This window comes from Ruminococcus sp. SR1/5 (assembly GCF_000209835.1).
Classification (GTDB): domain Bacteria; phylum Bacillota; class Clostridia; order Lachnospirales; family Lachnospiraceae; genus Blautia_A; species Blautia_A fusiformis.
Genome location: NC_021014.1, coordinates 377,106 through 394,228, shown reverse-complemented (window position 1 = coordinate 394,228; position 17,123 = coordinate 377,106). Strand labels below are relative to the sequence as shown.

The window sequence follows — 17,123 nt, the reverse complement described above, 5'->3', positions numbered from 1 at the left end:
AATCTTCCTTAAAAGTGCTGGTCCGCCTGCAGGATTCATTACTTCACAGATCATCAACACTATCAGAAGCACAAATATCACACAACTAAGCACTACTGCTGTTTTCTTTGACATCCTGTCCCCTCCTATATTTCATTCGTTATAAGCTCTGCTTTGAATCAAGCGGATAAAAAAGTTCCGCAAAAACGGGTTTTATTATAGCACCATAATAATCCGATTTCAACCTGTGTAACATATTTGTAATTATATTGCATTTTTCTTAATTTCTCCTTTTTTGCGATATTTTGACTTTCAGTGCTTTATCTGCTAGAATGTTATAATATAACTTTTTTGAAAGGAAAGAACAATATGAAGACAGTGAAACATCTGCTGGCTTTCTTGATGATCATTCTTCTCTCAGTTTTTTTATGTAGCTGCTCCCAGTCGGCCAAAGCTCATGCGGAGAAGGCGATCAAAAAAGATCTGGATCTTCTTAAAAATCTGGACTCTGAAACAACCATGCAGTACATATCCTATCAGGAACTGTTTCCGGATTCTGATGACAGCACAAAGCTTTCTGCTGACATAAAAGAAGTATTTTCTCTCTTCTTTCAGAATTTCGATTACAAAATCCTAGGTATATCCGTTGATAGCGACGAAAAAAATGCTTCTGCACAGCTTAAGCTCACTACTCTGGATGCTGAGGCTCTTGCCAGTGATTTTGTTTCTGCAAGCCTTCAGGAAGAAATACTGGAAACCGCCTCCGGTAAAGAAAATGATAACGGAAATTCCCTGGAGCAGCGTTATCTGCTCCTGTACAAGCTCCTCAAGAATAACACGTACAGTTCTGCAGAACGCACTACTTCCATCCAACTAAACAATGTTGGATCTTCTTCAGAACCTGACTGGGAGATTACGCACAGTTCCTCTCTCGAAAATGATCTGGTCGGTGGCCTTATCACCTATCTGTCCGATCCTGATCTTGTGCCGCCTGCCGAAACGCTTACCGTCTATCTGAAAACGCTTCAGGAAATGGATGTAAAGCAGATGGCTAATTATTTGGGGCTGGATTCCATTCTGAACACTTCAGATTCGGCAAAAAACGCCATTGCCTCTGCCCTTATGGAACAGTTTCACTCCTGTTTTAACTACAAAATATCAAGCACCTCTGTTTCCGGATATCTTGCTGAAGTGGACGCAGAGCTTACCATATTTGACAGTAATTCCATTCTTACACAGTACGAAAAAGAATTGAATACTTATCTGGCTTCTGCTGATGCAGTGATCGACGGTTCCCAGAAGCGTTACAACAAATCACATGAACTGCTTCTGGACAGTATCAGGAATAATCAGGCAACCATAACTGCCACTGCTACCTTCCATCTCACAAACGATGGTGCATCCTGGAAGCTTGAGAATGCAGGTACCGAACTGGGCAATGCCATCTTCGGAACTCTTACCGCTTCACCGGTTCCTGAAGATTCTACCGAAGATAACGAATAAAGAATAAAAGCTAGAAAACCCGTGAATATCTGCTTTCTCTGACAGGAAAGCGTGATCTTCACGGGTTTTTTATATTCTTCTTTTTTATATTCCGGATATGATCTTTATAAAAAGCAATGCAAGGACTATAAGAATAATAGGCCGTATGATCCGGCTTCCGTTTTTCATAACCATACCTGCACCGGTATAATGTCCTGCGATCGAGAACACTGACGCTGCAATTCCAAGCATGATCACAATCTTTCCGCTGAGCAGAAATACAACAAGAGCCGCTACATTAGAAGAGAGGTTGGTAACCTTCATGGTACCGGATGCTTTTGCCACACTCATTTTTCCCAATCCTGTAAACAAAAGCAGGAGAAAAGTTCCTGTTCCTGGTCCATAAAATCCATCGTAGCATCCTACAGCAAGAGAGCATACGGCACAGAGCAGGATCTGTTTTTTCTGGCGATCTCGCCACCCTTCTCATCCATATTTTTCTTGCGCAGCACATAAAAAGCAACCACCGGAAGAACCGGGATCAGCATATAACGCAGGAGCTTATCACTGGCTATAAGAGCAAGGTGAGCTCCTATGGAAGATCCCAGAAGCGCCATTGGAATACATGGAAGCACCAGGATCCAGTCCACAAATTTATTTTTACACAGACGGACAGTTGAGATCAATGTTCCTGTTGCTGATGACAGCTTGTTGGTGGCAACAGCATTATGTACAGGAACTCCGGCCAAAAGATAAGCAGGCAGGGAGATCAGTCCTCCCCCGCCTGCTACAGCATCTACAAATCCGGCAAGAAATACAAGTGGACAAACGATCAGAAATGTATAGATTGTCGGCTGCATGATCTTTTATTCTTCCTCTTCTTTCTGCGGCTCAAGGTCAAGTCCCAGCTCATGAAGCTGTGCCTCACTTACCTGGCTAGGAGACTGAGTCATCAGACAGGAGGCATCCTTAACCTTCGGGAATGCAATAACATCACGGATCGTATCTGCCTTTGCCATAAGCATAACAAGTCTATCAAGGCCATATGCAAGTCCTGCGTGTGGCGGAACTCCATATTTGAAGGCATCCAGAAGGAATCCGAACTGCTCATGTGCAGCTTCTTTTGTGAAGCCAAGTGCCTCAAACATTCTTTCCTGAATATCATCCTGATGGATACGCACGCTGCCGCCGCCGATCTCATTTCCGTTAAGAACGATGTCGTATGCTTTTGCACGAACCTTTCCCGGATCTGTATCAAGAAGCGGAAGATCCTCCTCCATAAGCATGGTGAACGGATGGTGCATTGCTGTAAAACGGTTCTCCTCCTCGCTCCACTCAAGAAGCGGGAACTCTGTTACCCATACGAAACGATACTCATTTTTATCTAAAAGATCCATCTGTTTTGCAAGCTCAAGACGGAGTGCTCCCAGTACATCGTATACCAATTTTGTCTTATCTGCTGCAAAAAGAAGAAGATCTCCCGGCTTGCCGTCCATAGCTTTTACAAGAGCATCCATCTCTTCATCTGTCATAAACTTGGCGAAAGAAGACTTTCTGGTTCCGTCCTCTGCAATGGCAATGTATGCAAGACCTTTTGCACCATAACCTTTTACGAACTCAACAAGCTTATCGATTTTCTTTCTCGGCATTGCGCCCTGACCTTCTGCATTGATACCACGAACACTTCCGCCGTTCTCAAGCGCACCTGTGAACACACCAAATCCGCAGTCTTTTACGATATCACTGACATCATGAAGTTCCATACCGAAACGCATATCCGGCTTGTCGGAACCAAAACGATCCATAGCTTCCTGCCAGGTAATTCTCTGGATTGGGAGTTTTACATCGATATCCAGAACTTCTTTGAACAGGAATGCAAGATATCTCTCGTTAACATCGATAACATCGTCTACATCAACAAAGGAAAGCTCCATATCGATCTGTGTGAACTCCGGCTGACGGTCAGCACGAAGATCCTCATCACGGAAGCATCTTGCTATCTGGATATAACGATCAAATCCGGAGCACATCAGAAGCTGCTTGTACAGCTGCGGAGACTGTGGAAGGCCATAGAAGCTTCCCGGATGAACACGTGATGGTACCAGATAGTCTCTGGCTCCCTCAGGAGTACTCTTTCCAAGCATCGGTGTCTCAATCTCAAGAAATCCCTCTTCTGTAAAGAACTGTCTTGTAAGCTGGGCAACCTTGCTCTTCATCATGATATTTCTCTGAAGATCCGGTCTTCTTAAATCAAGATAACGATATTTAAGTCGGATCTCATCTTTTGTCTTGCTATTCTCCTCGATCGGGAATGGAGGAACATCTGCCTCAGCAAGAACACGGAGGGATTTTACACGAAGCTCGATCTCGCCAGTTGCAAGATTCTCGTTTACTGCTCCTCCACGTTTCTCTACGGTACCGGTTACGGCAATAACAAACTCACTACGCAGTTTACCTGCTTTTGTAAAGCCTTCCTCGTCAATGCTACCATTCTCAAAAATCAGCTGCATGATCCCGGAACGGTCACGAAGATCCACAAATACAAGACCTCCTTTATTTCTGGCTTTTGCCACCCATCCCATTAATGTTACTTCTTTTCCGACCATCTCTGTGGTCACTTCTGCACATCGGCAAGTTCTGTGCAGTCCCTGCATGCTTTCAGCCATCTCTTTATCCTCCTCTGACTATTTTTTCATAGTCATTTTAATTTACTCTGCTATCTCCGTTTTCAGACGGGCAGTTTCAGTCTCTGTTGAAAAATTCTACATACTCTGTATAACCATCTGCTGCCAGCTGGTCTTTCTGGAATTTTTTGTTCTTTTTCATGATAGAGATATTGATCTGTGTACCTGCACTTCTTTCCTCAGTTGCCTGTTTCAGGATGTTCAGAAGCTTGTCTGCCGGCATGTTCTTCTCGATCAGATATGCTTTCTTGCCATTCTTGGTTGGAATCTCATAGCCTCTCTCAAGAAGCAGCATAACGATTCTCTCAAATCCAATGGAGAAACCACAAGCACAGGTATTATTTCCTGTAAATTTACCGATCATCTCATCGTAACGTCCGCCTCCACCGACGCTTCCGCCGAACTCATCCATAGAAATCTCAAAGATCGGACCTGTGTAATAGGACATTCCACGTACCAGTGTAGGGTCAAAGGACATTTTGAAGTCTGCTGTTTTTACAGATTCTACAGTGTTGATGATCGTTTCAAGATCCTCTGCAATACCTGCTTCCAGAACATCAGAAAGTTTTTCTTTAATATAACGGACACCCTCAACATCGTTGGTGATCTCACGGAAAAGTCCAAGATAAGTGTCAATGCTCTCTTTCTCAAAGCCCTCTTTCTCAAGTTCCTCTGCAACTCCCTCGATGCCGATCTTATCCATCTTATCAAGAATAATAAAGACAGTATCAAAGCTCTCTGCCGGGAATCCACTGTACTGAGCCATTGCCTTCAGGATCCTTCTGTCATTGATACGGATCGTAAAGTTATGGAAATCCAGTTTTCCAAGAAGTGTTGTAGTTGCAAGTACAAGCTCGATCTCAGCAAGATAGGTCGGCTCACCCAGGATATCGATATCACACTGCATAAACTGACGGAAACGACCTCTCTGCGGACGGTCAGCTCTCCATACATTTCCCATCTGAAGTGCCTTAAACGGAGCCGGAAGCTCGTTTGCATTATTGGAATAATATCTGGAAAGCGGTACGGTCAGGTCATAGCGAAGTCCGGAATCTGTCAGATCATTCTCTGTTTTTGCAGTATCCAGTTTCAGTTTCTCGCCTCTCTTCATGATCTTGAAGATCAGCTTTTCATTTTCACCGCCCTGCTTGCTACAGAGATTCTCAATATGTTCTACACAGGGAGTCTCAATTGCGGAAAAACCAAAGGTTCCGTACGTCTCTCTGATCATATTCATCACATAGTTACGGATTTCCATTTCCTTCGGTAAAATGTCCTTCATTCCTGTAACCGGTTTCTTTTTTAATGCCATAGTTTCCTCCTTTATGAATCACCCTCTGAAATGCAAGAAACACCTGCATGTCAAAGTTTTTAATCTCATCGATCATCAGTCTTAAAACTTCATCATTTTCCAGAGCTTTCCGATATGGTCTGTCCATACTCAAAGCCGCATATACATCACATACTCTCAGGATCCTTGCACCCATAGGGATATCCTTTCCGCTTCTGTTGCTGGGATAACCGCTGCCGTCAAAATTCTCATGATGATAAAGAATACTTTCCAGAACATAATCGGAATATCCCTGGTCTTTCAGGATCTCATAACCTAATGTGGAGTGCATGCGAACATATTTCAGTTCTTCAATGACCATCGGATTCTGCTCTTGGCCATTAATGTATCCTTCCAGTTTCAGCTTGCCTATATCATGGAGCATTCCGGCAATAGCCAGCTGATAACATTCTTTCTCACCAAGACCAAGCTCCTTTGCCACATCATAGGCAAGGTTACTGACAACAACCCCATGTTTCAGCTCTGCGGAAAGATCCATTTCCAGGATCCGGTCCTGCGTAGTTTCACTTATCTTCTGTACGCTTTTCAAGGATCCGTCTCTCCTTTCCGTCTACAGCCATTTTGCAATGCCCTCGCGTTTTCTCTCGATCATTTCATCGATACGTGTGATATAATTGACAACATCCTTCACATTCTCCACACGCTCAATGCGCTGTCCGTGATCAAACACAAGCTTGGAGGAACCACCTGCACCCAGTGCGATGATCGGCTGCTTTTCCTCCATAATCAGTATATTGTAAATCCCTGCTTTGTCAACCTCAGAATACCCAACGTTCTCAAAATTCCCCTTCATATTCTTCTGTCTGTACAGATAATAAGGACCCATTCCCATCTCGTAGGCAGTTTTCATAGTCAGATCCATGATCTCCTGATTGTTTTCAAAGGTCATCTCCTGGTATTTATCACGGAAAATATTCAGTCTTGCCGCACGCTTCACAGCAAGAGAATGTACGGTCAGGCTGTCCGGCCCGAGAGCTTTTACCTCGTCCAGTGTATGCTGCACTTTTGTGATATCTTCGCCGGGAAGACCCACGATCAGATCCATATTGATATTGTCGAATCCGGCTTTTCTTGCCAGATGAAACGCATTCTTTGTCTGTTCTACTGTATGACGTCTGCCAATGATATCCAGGGTTTCCTGATTCATGGTCTGTGGATTTACAGAAATCCTGGTAACCGGAAACTCCCGGATCGCCTGAAGCTTTTCCAAGGTTATACTGTCCGGTCTTCCTGCCTCAACCGTAAATTCTTCCAGCTCCTCACAGGGAAAATATTCCGTGATCGCGCCAAGAAGTCTCCGAAGCTGATCCGGCTCCAGTGTGGTAGGTGTTCCCCCACCGATATAGACCGTATCCAGCTTCCGGTTTTTCATCATCCCGGAAACAGCCCGGATTTCCTTTACCAGCGCATCCAGATACGCCTCCACATATTTACGCCATCTCTCCAGCGGATAGGAACTGAATGAACAGTACAGACAGATACTCGGACAGAAAGGAATGCCAACATAAAGGCTGTAGCCGTTTTCATAATCAATGTTTTTCAGGATATCCCGCTCACGATTTGCGATGGTAACTGCAAGAGCTGTTTTCTCCGGACTTACCAGATACTGATCTCTCATATATCTGGCGATCTCCGTATTTTTCATTCCGGACTCCAGCATTCCCATAGCCATTTTCACAGGACGGATGCCTGTAAGATTTCCCCAGGGAAGTGTCTTTCCTGTAGCTTTGGAAAGCATCTGATACAGGGCGTATTTGATCGCGTCTTTATTTTTTCTGCGGATATCATGGGCATCATTGCAAGAAATAAGGGCATCCGAAGCTTCTCCACTGGATTGCCCTTCTATCACAGCCGCATGAGCTGTTTTTTTCTCTATTCCGTTGTTGTAACTGATGGTATAACCTTCTTCATCACGTAAGATCCGGAAGCGGATATCATAATCCGCATCATCCTCTTCATAAAGAGAAACGATCTCATTTCCGGGATAAAACGCTTTGATCAGTTCATACACATCATGCTCAAAATCTCTGTTCTGAAACAAAATGCCAATCTTATACAAATGGATTATACCTCTTTTCATAACCAATGGTTGTGGATGCGTCATGCCCCGGAAATACTTCTGTATCCTCCGGCAAAGTATCCACAAGCTTATGAAGGCTTCTTACGATCTCAGCAGAACTTCCGCCAGGAAAATCGGTTCTTCCCACAGAGCCGCAAAACAATGTATCTCCGCTGAAAAGCACACCTTCGTCTTTGATATAATAGCAGCAGCTTCCTTTGGTATGTCCCGGTGTGTGGAACATCTGGATGGAAAATCCTGCCGCTTCGAAAATCTGCCCGTCATCCAGAAGAACATCCGGCTTAATTGAACAGGCACTTCCATAAACAGCAGTCATATTTATCGTGGGCTCTGCCAGCATTGCTTCTTCCTGCCTGCATGCATAAACCGGGATCTGATATTTTTCCTTCACTTCCTTTACAGCCATGATGTGATCAAAATGACCATGTGTCAGAAGAATCCCCACCGGTTTTCCCTGCATAAGAGATACTTTCTGAAAAACTTTTTCTGCATAGTCTCCCGGGTCTACGATCAGCAGTTCTCCGGTCTCTTTATTTTTCAGAAAATAGCAGTTGGTAAACACCTGGCCCAGCACACACTGCTGCATTTCAAGTTTACTCATAAAAATTCCTCCGTTTATCGGGTCAGCCCGTTGTTCGCTCTACATCAAGAACACTTTCAACCTGACGGATCTTTTCGATCAGAGAATTCAGTTCCTGTTTGCTGCATACATTAAAGGACATGGAAATCGTGGCGCGTTCCTGCTTGTTGGTACGGCTGTTAATGGAACGAAGATCGATCTTCCTCTCTGTAAAGATCTTGGAAATATCCACCAGAAGTCCGGTACGGTTATTTGCATAAACCTGGATCTCCGCTTCGTATTTCTCGGAATCCGCTCTGTCCGGCATCTGCCACTCTGCTTCAATGAGACGTTTCCGGTCAATCTCAGGCATGTTGAGCACATTCACACAGTCTGTACGATGAATGGTGATCCCTCTTCCTCTTGTTACAAAGCCTACGATCTCATCTCCCGGGATCGGACTACAGCATTTGGAAAAACGAACTGCCACATCATGAATGCCTTTTACTACAATGCCACTCTTACTCTTGGCAATGTGAAGCTTCTCCTGTGATTCAGAAGCTGCCTCCAGGACCTGTTCATCTGTAAGATTCTTCTTATGCTCCCTCTCATAGGCTTCTACCAGCTTGTTAAACACCTGACCTTCTTTCAGGCCGCCATGTCCGATCGCTGCCAATACAGAATCCCAGTCTCGGAAACCATATTTATGCATTACCGATTCCATATACTGTGGCTTGGTATATATGCCTGGTTTAAAGCCCTTGGTCTTGGCATACTGATTCAGCATGTCCTTACCCTTCAGGATATTATCTTCCTTCAGTTCTTTCTTAAACCACTGGTTGATCTTATTCTTAGCCTGTGTGCTCTTTACGATCTTCAGCCAGTCACGGCTGGGGCCCTGAGAATTCTGGGATGTTATGATCTCAATACGATCACCGTTTTTGATCTTATATTCAATAGGAACAAGTTTGCCATTGACCCTGGCACCTACCATCTTGTTTCCTACTGCACTGTGCACGCTGTATGCAAAATCAATAGGCGTAGAACCATTTGGGAGTGTTTTTACATCTCCCTGGGGAGTGAAACAGTAAACACTGTCTGCAAAAAGATCCAGATCATTTTTCAGAAGGCTCATGAACTCCCGGTTATCGGACATGTCACGCTGCCACTCCAGGATCTGGCGCAGCCAGTTCAGCTTCTCTTCCTCACTCTTTCCAGGTTTCTTACCGTCGGAAGTTTCCTTATATTTCCAATGAGCCGCAATACCGTATTCTGCGGTTTTATGCATTTCAAATGTACGGATCTGGATTTCGAAAGGCTGTCCGTTAGGACCGATCAGTGTTGTATGCAGAGACTGATACATATTGGCTTTCGGCATTGCGATATAATCTTTGAATCTGCCGGGGATCGGCTTGTACATCTCATGGATAACACCAAGAGCTGCATAACAGTCCTTCACAGTATCTACAATGATACGTACAGCAAACAGGTCATAAATCTGATCAATGGTTTTATCCTGATTGACCATCTTCTTATAGATGCTGAAGAAATGCTTCACACGGCCATCCACCTGTGCCCTGATATTGGCATCCTCCATATGCTGCTTTACCTGTTTCACGATAGAATTAACAAATTCCTCACGGGCACTTTTGCGAAGAGCAACCTTTTCTACCAGATCATAGTAAACATCCGGCTTCAGATACTTAAGAGAAAGATCATCCAGTTCCACCTTGATCTTGGAAATACCAAGCCGCATCGCGATGGGAGCATAGATATCCATGGTTTCTCTTGCTTTCTCCTGCTGTTTCTCTGGTCTCATATATTGCAGGGTACGCATATTATGAAGACGGTCCGCAAGCTTGATCAGGATGACGCGGATATCCTTAGCCATTGCAAGGAACATCTTTCTTAAATTCTCAGCCTGAACCTCTACCTTGTCCTTGGAATAGGACAGCTGTCCCAGCTTGGTAACACCATCTACCAGAAGCGCTACTTCAGAACCAAATTCCTTTTCTACTTCTTCATACGTCATCCAAGTATCTTCTACCGCATCATGAAGAAGACCTGCCACTATGGTCTCCTTATCCAGCTCAAGATCCGCAAGGATGATTGCAACACAGAGAGGATGAATGATATAAGGTTCACCGGATTTACGTTTCTGATCCTTATGTGCCTCACTGGCCACTTTATAGGCCTTTTCAATCATGGAAATATCTGTAGACGGATGATATTTCTTCACACTTTTTATCAGCTCCTGATAAAGAACCTCAGGGCTTGTAAAATCATGCATGGATTTCACCGCCGCATCTGCCTTCCGGACAGACTCTCTTTTTTCTTCTTCCTTCTGTATCTCAATGTTTTGTTTTTCCGTATTTTTTGTCTCTGCCATTAAATCCCACCTGCCTGTGCACAATTTCATACTGCCGTATGACTACAACAGTTCACATCCCCTTCCACCGACAAAAAATCATTTTCCGTCGTAACAGATCACAGATGCCACATTATAACCTTTGAGACGCTCACGTCCCTTCAGACCTGCAAGCTCCATAAGGAAAACCACCTTGACAACCTCGCCGCCAAGCTCCTCCACAAGCTTGATGGCTGCTTCCACGCTTCCGCCCGTAGCGATCAGGTCATCCACAATAACAACCTTCTGTCCCGGCTTGATGGAATCCTTATGCATCTCGATAGTTGCACTTCCATACTCCAGATCATAGGTTCTGGAAACGGTCTCACATGGAAGTTTTCCTGCTTTGCGGACCAGAACAAAGGGTTTGTGAAGATTATATGCGATCGGCATACCAAAGATAAAGCCTCTGGATTCAAGACCTGTGATCACATCGAACTCCTCACCCTCCAGACAATCCTGCATAGAATCAATGGCAAGCTGTAATCCATCCGCATCCTGAAGGACGCTGGTAACGTCACGGAAAATAATCCCTGGCTCTGGAAAGTCCGGGATACTTCTTACATATTCTTCTATTTTTTCATAATAACCTCCAATGGTTTAATTTGTCAATCAGATGTTAGATAGTATAGCACTTTTTCTGTAGGGAATCAATGTGCAACCCGACAGAACTCGTGGAATTACGACAGGTCCTGGACTGCATATTGCCCAGTACAGAGCTTCCTTTCCTGTTTTACAGTCAATTACTCGCTGTCAGGATCTGCATTTTAGTGATACCTTCTCCTGTTATTCTGTAATATAATTTCGGATTACGATCTGTAAGGTCTCTCTTCCCTGATAACGGTTGATCTCAGGATAATATGTGACCGCAATACTTCCACATTTTTTTATTCTATCAACAAATTCATCTGCTTCTCCAAAATATACTGCTTCCACTACACAGCCGGTACTGTCTGATAGCTGAAGCTTTGCCACATTCCTATTTTTGCCAAGAATACGGCTGCTTAAAACCCGAAGTCCCTTCTGTGCAAAAATCGGTTTGGTATTTCCCTTTCCAAAAGGCTCCAGCAGGGATATCTCTTCCACAAGTTCCTTATTTATATAGGAAACCGGCATTGGCACATCGATCAGGATCTTTGGAGCCAGATCCTTTTCTGTCAGAGTACAGTTTTCGTTTAACCGTCTGCGGAACTCTTCCACATTTTCTTCTTTAATGGATAATCCTGCCGCCATAGGATGACCGCCATACTGTTCCATTAGATCTCCGCATTTTACCAGTTCCTCAAACATGGAATAGCTTTCTATGGAACGTCCGCTGCCTTTCACCTTTGTTTCACCTTTTGTCAGAACAAAGACCGGTTTATTGTACTTTTCCCGGATACGTCCCGCAATAATTCCGGCCAGGCTTTCGTGACAGTCCGGTAAATAGATCACAAGAACCCTGTCCTGTCCAATTTCTGTCTCTTCCACAATACGGATCGCTGCTTCCTTTCCCTCTTCTGTGAGAGCTTTTCTGCTTTGATTCAGTGCAGTCAGATCACCGGCAAGTTTTGCTGCTTCATCTTCCGTCTCCGCACAGAGCAGTTTCAGGGAACGTGCAGCGGTATCCAGTCTTCCACTGGCATTGATACATGGTCCCAGCACAAACCCTACATGATAGGCAGTGATCGGCCCATCCTCCAGGCCATTGGCACGGATCAGTTCACGGAGACCCTTGTTAGAAGTGTGGGAAAGTCGTTTCAGGCCTTCCTTTACAAGGATGCGGTTTTCACCCTGAAGATCCATCACGTCTCCCACCGTGGCAATGGCTCCTAATTCCAGAAAATCTTCCAGCTCTTTTTCCGGAATCCCGCATGCCTCATAGAGAGCTGTCACCAGCTTCAACGTAACAACTGCTCCGCACAATCTTTTCTCCGGATAATTACAGTCCGGCTGTTTTGGATTTACAATGGCATCAGCCGGCGGAAGGATCAGTTCTCTTCCATCTTCCGTTTCTTTATAGGGAATTTCATGATGATCGGTTATTATCACCGTCATTCCCTTCTCTTTAGCCATAGTGATTTCATTGTACGCCGCAATTCCATTATCACAGGTAACAATTACGTCAATCCCATCATTCACTGCTCTTTCGATCAGGTGCTCATGGATTCCATATCCGTCCGCCACACGGTCCGGAATATATGTATCTGCCAAAGCTCCTGCACGCTTCAGTCCTTTGATCAGAATGAAGGTCGATACTACCCCATCAATGTCATAATCGCCTATAATACGGATGCGTTTTTTTCCTTTATTTTATTCCGCAGGATCTCCACTGCCTTATCCACATCTTTCATCAAATGCGGAGAAGCCAGTTCGTCCACCTTTCCATAAAGATATCTGCGAATTTCATCCCTGTCCTGTACATCCCGGTTTCGGATCAGTCTGGCGATCACCGGATCAATTCCGAACTCTTTTCCAATTGCCGCAAAATCCGCCCGTTTTGCAGCAACAACCCATCGTTCCATGTTGTTTCCTCCTTGATGCTTTGCCGCTTTCTTTCTTCAAAGCAACACAATAACCGTATTGTAACTCATACTCCTGCATAGCTGCAAGTTTTTTATGCCACACAAAAAAACGTTCCGCCAGGAAATATTCTTTCCCGGTACGGAACGTTTCTGTTATTCAGCAATTTTATTCAGATTTCTCCTCATCATTCTGCTGCTTTGTTGCCTCCTGCGCTGCAAGGCGCTCGGCAACTCTTTTACGGTTTTTCTTCTTCGGCTGCTGCTGAGCTGTCTGCTGTCCGGATGGCTGTTTTACCTTTTTCTCAGATTTCTCGGAAGAAATCTTTGCGGAAGCTGCTGCAGCTGCTGGTGCTGCAACACGATTTTTTCTGAATGTTTTCATGGTGTACCACAGAGCACCAGTGATGCATACAGAAGAATATGCTCCACCAATGATACCTACCATCAGCGGTGCTGCAAATTCTTTAATTGAGGAAACACCCATTACATAAAGAATTGCAACCATTACAAATGTTGTCAGGGATGTGTAAATGCTTCGTGTCAGAGTTTCTGTAACACTGGTATTTACGATCTCTTTCAGTTTCTCATCCTCAACTTTCTTTCTGCCTCTCATATTCTCACGGATACGGTCGAAGATGACAATAGTAGCATTGATGGAATAACCTACGATCGTCAGCATACACGCAATAAATGTATTTCCCACAGATGTTCTGGAAATAACATAAAACGCAAGTACAACCAGGACATCATGAAGAAGTGCAAGTACTGCACTGCTTGCAAAACGGATATCCTTAAAACGGAACCAGATGTAAAGAAGCATGAAGATCGCAGCTACGATAACCGCTACGATAGCGTCTCTTCTCATCTCATTGCTGACAGTAGCGGAAATATTCTCCGATGTGATCAGACTTGTATCTACATCAAAATTTTCCTCCAATGCCTTATTCAGTGCTTCTCGTTCCTTAAGATCCAGAGAACGTGTTTTGATCACTACCTGATTGGTTCCCTGCACCTTGGTCGGCTGTACATTCTTATCACCTGTCACTGCCTCAACAACCGGTGTTACCTCGGAATCGATCTCCTTGATATCCATCTCTTTATTGAAGGTTACATTGGTAGAAGTACCGCCGGAAAACTCCAGACTGTAATTCATGGCTTTGTCACCGATCACATTACTGTGGACCAGCATTCCTACAGGTCCGCAAAGGATCAGGATAATGGAAACAGCAAAGAAGATTTTTCTCTTTCCAACGAAATCTACAACCTTACGTTCCTTGGCAATGCCATAGAATTTCGGGTCACGAACACCAATTGCGTATACCGCATTAATAACAAGCCTGGATATAACCAGTGCTGTAAACATGGAGATCACGATACCCATTGCCAGCGTGTAGGCAAACCCCTTAACAGAACCGGAGCCAAGCCACATCAGCACACAAGCCGCGATCAGTGTTGTGATGTTTCCATCAAAAATAGCGGAAAACGCTTTGCCGAATCCACTTTTGATCGCTGCATGGACAGAAAGGCCTGCCGCGATCTCCTCACGGATTCTGGCGTAGATGATAACATTGGCATCCACTGCCATACCAATGCCCAAGATGATACCTGCAATACCCGGAAGCGTAAGGGTGATATCAAAGGCATTCAGTGTGATCAGCATTAAGGTTGTATAAAGAACCAGTGCAACAGATGCAACCAGACCTGGGATACGGTATGCGATGATCATGATCAGCATAACGATCACAAGACCGATTGCTCCGGCTTTTACACTTGTTGCAATGGCTTCTTCACCAAGCTGTGCAGCAACTACGCTGGAACGAAGCTCGGTAAGCTCAAGACTTAAGGAACCGATTCTTATGTAAGAAGCAAGATTCTGTGCCTCTTCTGTACTTGCCATTCCGGTGATCTGAGCTTTTCCGCCGGAAATCTCCTCATTTACATTCGGAGCGCTTAAAACCTGATCGTCATATACGATTGCGATCTGCTTTCCAACATTTGCCTTGGTAGCTTCCGCAAATTTGGTTTTTCCATTCTTTGTAAGAGTCAGACTGACTGCATATTTCTGGGAGCTTGTGGATGAATCCTGATAAGCACCTCCCTCAGCGTCTGCAACGTCTGTACCTTCCAGTACAACAGATCCGGCTTTCTGGATATCCTCAATACTTCTTGCAAGAACATATCCGCTCTCACTGTTTCCTGTTGTAAAATTCTGGTTTCCGTCTGCATCTGTCTGATCGATAAAATACAAAGAACCTGGCTTTCCAAGTTCTTCCAGGATCGCATTTGCATCTGATACTCCTGGAATCTCAATGGTGATACGGTTGGAACCTTCCTGATATGCCTGTGCCTCAGTACTGTACTGAGAAACACGCTGCTGCATCTTGTAAACAGTATCGGACATGTCTTCCTTGCTCGGATTGCTGTCCTTAGCCTGGTATGTGATGCTGACACCGCCGGCAAGATCAAGTCCGGTGTTGATATTCTTAGCCGAACCTGTTCCTGTAGGACCAATGCCTACCGCAGCCACATAGCAGAAGAATACTGTGACAATTGCTGTCAGAAGCAGCACTGCAATTCCTCTACTTTTCTTCATTTTCTTTTTCCTCTCTTATTCCGCCAAAGCGGCTTTTATCATGATAGCGCACTCCACACGCTTCCTCTGGAGTTCGCATCCGATCTTATAATTCCCCCGGATATCTCCGCCGAAATGGTAACCATTTGCCGCACAGCCGCCGCTGCAGTAGAACCTGGCAAAACAGTCTTTACAGTCCGGTTTCGTATAGACGTTACATCTTCCAAAGTCTTTTACGATTTCAGGCTTTGTGATTCCCTCGTCTACATTACCCATAAGGTACTGTTCCTCACCCACAAACTGGTGACATGGATAAAAATCTCCCCACGGAGTAACAGCCAGGTACTCGGTTCCTGAGCCGCATCCGGAAAGTCGTTTGTATACACACGGACCACCGGTAAGGTCTATCATAAAGTGGAAGAAGTTGAATCCTTTTCCCTCTTTTTCTCTTTTGATCATTTCTTTTGCAAGAATATCATACTGTTCCAGGATCTGTGGGATATCCTCCTCACGGATCGCATACTCTTCTGTATCTGCTGCCACGACCGGCTCAACAGAAATCTGCTTGAAGCCAAGATCTGCCAGATGCAGAACATCCTGAGAGAAATCAAGATTATGATGAGTAAAGGTTCCTCTTACATAATACTTGTCCTGATTTCTGGATTCCGCAAATTTCTCAAATTTCGGCATGATCAGATCATAGCTTCCTGCACCCTTACGGAACGGGCGCATGTAGTCATGAACTTCTTTTCTACCGTCCACGCTTAAGACAACATTTCCCATTTCCTTATTGCAGAATTCCATCACCTCATCATTTAAAAGAACGCCGTTGGTTGTCAGTGTGAAGCGGAATTTTTGTTATGAAGTTTCTCCTGTTCTCTTCCATATTTCACAAGATCCTTTACAACCTGCCAGTTCATAAGAGGCTCGCCGCCAAAGAAATCCACTTCCAGATTCTTTCTGGAGCCGGAATTAGCGATCAGGAAATCCAACGCTTTTTTCCTACCTCAAAAGACATCAGCGCACGTCTTCCGTGATACTCTCCTTCTTCTGCAAAACAATATCTGCATGCCAGATTACAGTCATGAGCAATATGAAGGCAAAGAGCCTTTACAACGGTCTGGCGGTTTTTGGTAAATTCATCAATGATATTCTCATAAATATCTTTTGTAAAAAGCATTCCCTGTTCCTGAAGCTTCTTACATTCAGTTACAGAGGTTTCCACATCCTCTTTCTTAAAACGGTCGCTAAGCTTCTCAGCAATGGCAGCCGCTTCCATGCCTTCTTCAAGATACGGCAGCACCTCATAGGTTACTTCATCTACTAGGTGGATACAGCCGCTGTTGATATCCAGCACAATATTATATCCATTACTTTGATAACGGTGAATCAGACTCATCTTCCCGCAATCCTTTCTAAAATTCTTTTATAACCCGACAAAACGCGCCCTCCGGCGCGTTTTGCTGGATACCTGTTACTTTCAGATAAAACAAGTGAAGCAGCGG

The 17,123-nt window shown here is 44.5% G+C and carries 11 protein-coding genes and 2 pseudogenes; 1 reads left to right on the top strand and 12 read right to left on the bottom strand.

The window, feature by feature from the left end:
• Window positions 1-348 precede the first annotated feature (348 nt).
• Window positions 349-1,482 carry a hypothetical protein gene (locus CK1_RS01995; protein WP_015524646.1) on the top strand — a complete coding sequence of 378 codons (1,134 nt, stop codon included), beginning with the start codon at window positions 349-351 and terminating at the stop codon, window positions 1,480-1,482.
• A gap of 84 nt (window positions 1,483-1,566) precedes the next feature.
• Here CK1_RS01995 and CK1_RS01990 read toward each other — a convergent pair.
• From CK1_RS01990 to scfB, 12 genes and pseudogenes are all read right to left on the bottom strand, one after another.
• Window positions 1,567-2,321, bottom strand: a pseudogene (locus CK1_RS01990) (sulfite exporter TauE/SafE family protein).
• A 6-nt stretch (window positions 2,322-2,327) separates the two neighbouring features.
• The gene (aspS, locus tag CK1_RS01985) at window positions 2,328-4,127 is read right to left on the bottom strand and encodes an aspartate--tRNA ligase (RefSeq protein WP_015524642.1); all 1,800 of its coding nucleotides are present in this window, start codon (window positions 4,125-4,127) and stop codon (window positions 2,328-2,330) included.
• Window positions 4,128-4,203: 76 nt separating this feature from the next.
• A complete protein-coding gene (gene hisS / locus CK1_RS01980; RefSeq protein WP_015524641.1) occupies window positions 4,204-5,457 on the bottom strand; it encodes a histidine--tRNA ligase in 1,254 nt (417 codons plus the stop codon).
• Window positions 5,390-6,025, bottom strand: coding sequence for an HD-GYP domain-containing protein (locus CK1_RS01975; protein WP_021650382.1), 636 nt, complete (start codon window positions 6,023-6,025; stop codon window positions 5,390-5,392). The genes hisS and CK1_RS01975 overlap by 68 nt, the downstream gene beginning before the upstream one ends.
• A gap of 21 nt (window positions 6,026-6,046) precedes the next feature.
• Window positions 6,047-7,555 carry a coproporphyrinogen dehydrogenase HemZ gene (hemZ, locus tag CK1_RS01970; RefSeq protein ID WP_353611100.1) on the bottom strand — a complete coding sequence of 503 codons (1,509 nt, stop codon included), beginning with the start codon at window positions 7,553-7,555 and terminating at the stop codon, window positions 6,047-6,049.
• Entirely contained in the window at window positions 7,548-8,177 is a 630-nt protein-coding gene (locus CK1_RS01965; protein ID WP_015524640.1) for an MBL fold metallo-hydrolase, read from the bottom strand. Before CK1_RS01965 ends, hemZ begins: the two co-directional genes overlap by 8 nt.
• A gap of 22 nt (window positions 8,178-8,199) precedes the next feature.
• Entirely contained in the window at window positions 8,200-10,425 is a 2,226-nt protein-coding gene (locus CK1_RS01960; protein WP_353611209.1) for a RelA/SpoT family protein, read from the bottom strand.
• A gap of 177 nt (window positions 10,426-10,602) precedes the next feature.
• Complete coding sequence (locus CK1_RS01955; protein WP_306289055.1) at window positions 10,603-11,139, bottom strand: adenine phosphoribosyltransferase; 537 nt, start codon at window positions 11,137-11,139, stop codon at window positions 10,603-10,605.
• Window positions 11,140-11,328: 189 nt separating this feature from the next.
• Window positions 11,329-12,765, bottom strand: coding sequence for a single-stranded-DNA-specific exonuclease RecJ (gene recJ, locus CK1_RS01950; protein ID WP_502685117.1), 1,437 nt, complete (start codon window positions 12,763-12,765; stop codon window positions 11,329-11,331).
• A 38-nt stretch (window positions 12,766-12,803) separates the two neighbouring features.
• A complete protein-coding gene (locus tag CK1_RS18740; protein ID WP_015524637.1) occupies window positions 12,804-13,046 on the bottom strand; it encodes a hypothetical protein in 243 nt (80 codons plus the stop codon).
• Between the two features lie 166 nt (window positions 13,047-13,212).
• On the bottom strand, window positions 13,213-15,639 hold the full coding sequence (locus tag CK1_RS01945) for a protein translocase subunit SecDF (protein WP_015524636.1): 2,427 nt from the start codon (window positions 15,637-15,639) through the stop codon (window positions 13,213-13,215).
• A 15-nt stretch (window positions 15,640-15,654) separates the two neighbouring features.
• Window positions 15,655-17,011, bottom strand: a pseudogene (gene scfB, locus CK1_RS01940) (thioether cross-link-forming SCIFF peptide maturase).
• Window positions 17,012-17,123: the final 112 nt, after the last annotated feature.